This window comes from Nonomuraea lactucae, assembly GCF_003313395.1.
Lineage (GTDB): Bacteria > Actinomycetota > Actinomycetes > Streptosporangiales > Streptosporangiaceae > Nonomuraea > Nonomuraea lactucae.
This window is the reverse complement of the sequence record NZ_QNFZ01000499.1, coordinates 1-1,394: the sequence shown is the minus strand read 5'-3', so window position 1 is coordinate 1,394 and position 1,394 is coordinate 1. Positions and strand designations below refer to the sequence as shown.

Here is a 1,394-nt window from a genome sequence, read left to right as displayed (position 1 = left end):
GGCGCGCTCGCCGCGGCCACCACCGCCGCGACGGCCGCCTCGGGGCCGCTCCCCCGCACCGCGCGTGCGAGCTCCTCCTGCAGGTCCAGGAAGTCGCCCGCCGCCCTCAGCCACATCCGCCCGAGCAGCACCGGCAGCGATCCGAACGCGTGGTAGATCGCCCCGTTCGACACCCCGGAGGCCGCCGCCAGCCCTCGCACCGTGAACGGCTCCAGCCCGCCCTCGGCCACCAGCCGCTCGGCGACGTCGAGCAGCCGGTCGAGGTCGTGGGTGCGCGGGCGGGGCATGCCGGCACAATAACAGAGCACATGCTCCATAACCACCGGCGGTGCCGCCTCCCGAAACCTGCCGCACGCGTCCGGGAGGCGGGTCCCGTCTCAGAAGCCTCGCACCGCGGCGATGGTGAAGGGGATCCGCGGCGTGCCCGGCCCGATGGGACCACCCTTGTCGAACTGGGAGCGCACGACGTAGAGCGTGCCGCGGTGGCGCGCCAGCGTGGTGGGCAGCTGGAGCGCCTCGTCGGTCAGCCTGCGCACGGCCCGCGCCGACGAGCCGTCCGGGGCGACCCGCCACCGGCTGATCGAGTTGGTGAGGTTGTGGACCGCCCACAGGGTGCCGTGGGCGAGCTCCAGCCCGTCGGCGTGCACCATGTCGCCCGCTGTGTCGCCCGCTGTGTCGCCCGCTGTGTCGCCGCCGCTCAGCGCGACCCGCAGGACCGCGCCGGAGGCGACGTCGAGGCGGAAGAGGTCCCCACCGGTCATGTCCACGGTCAGCAGATAACGCCCGGCCGGGTCGGCGACGATGCCGTTGAGGGCGAACGTCCCGGGCGCGTGGGGGTCGAGGTGGCGGCTCAGGTCGAAGTGCGGGCTGAGCGTCGCCGTACGGCCGTTCGCCTCGGCGAGCCGGCGGGGCGTGACCCGGTAGACCACGGGCCGGATGCTGTCGGTGATGTACGCGCTGCCGTCGGGCGCGATGGCGAGGTCGTTGACGAAGGTCGGGCCTCCTTCGGGCACCTCGAAGCGGGCGAGCAGCCGGCGGCTGCGGGTGTCGTAGACGGAGACGCCACTGGTGGAGTCGGTCACCCACAGCCGCCCGGCCCGGTCGACCTCCAGCCCGTTGGCGGTGTCGCGCCCGTCCGCGCCCGCGGGCAGGAACGTCTCGGCGACCCGCTTCCCGGGCGTCATCTTGAAGACGGTGCCGTCGGTGTACGAGCCGGCGTAGAGGGCGCCGGTGCGGGGGTCGGCGGCGATGCCTTCGGGGTAGACCCGGTCGCCGGGCAGCTCGTACGCGGTCGAGATGCGCACGCTGGAGATGCGCGGGGTGGAGACGCGCGCGTCGGGCTGGGCGCCGGTCGCGGGCGCCCGCGAGGGTGCCGTCGCCGGCCCGGCCTGCGC

2 protein-coding genes are annotated in these 1,394 nt (G+C 74.9%); both read right to left on the bottom strand.

What is annotated here, in order from left to right:
• Positions 1-287: helix-turn-helix domain-containing protein (locus DQW85_RS23000; protein ID WP_113702203.1), on the bottom strand; the 287-nt coding region annotated here is incomplete at its 3' end.
• A 90-nt stretch (positions 288-377) separates the two neighbouring features.
• Positions 378-1,394 (bottom strand): SMP-30/gluconolactonase/LRE family protein (locus tag DQW85_RS22995; RefSeq protein WP_205315334.1); only part of this gene is annotated, 1,017 nt, incomplete at its 5' end.